Annotated in this window: 1 pseudogene; it reads right to left on the bottom strand. The window is 52.4% G+C overall.

Annotation, left to right across the window (positions count from 1 at the left end):
- Positions 1 to 130: pseudogene (locus tag G3N58_RS33915) on the bottom strand (ATP-binding protein); the annotation flags it as partial.
- Between the last annotated feature and the right edge of the window lie 124 nt (positions 131 to 254).

Raw genomic sequence — 254 nt, 5'->3', positions numbered from 1 at the left:
TTCTCTCCTTCTTTGGCTGTGTCGTGCTGTTTCTGAAACGATAGCTATCGTTACCTGTTTCCACAATGTGGCAGTGGTGCGTGAGCCGGTCAAGCAGCGCGGTCGTCATCTTTGCATCGCCGAACACTGTAGTGGTCAACTGATTCCGGACACTGCGTTAAGTTTTTCTTCCGCGACAGCCGGCGCCAGTCCGTCATTGAACTGATGCGGCCGTATCCAGTTGTACCTATGCATCAGGTAGTGACTGATATCCC

Origin of the sequence: Paraburkholderia sp. Ac-20342 (assembly GCF_017104985.1) — a bacterium.
Lineage (GTDB): Bacteria > Pseudomonadota > Gammaproteobacteria > Burkholderiales > Burkholderiaceae > Paraburkholderia.
The sequence above is the reverse complement of the archived record's forward strand: the minus strand, read 5'-3'. Positions and strand labels throughout refer to the sequence as shown.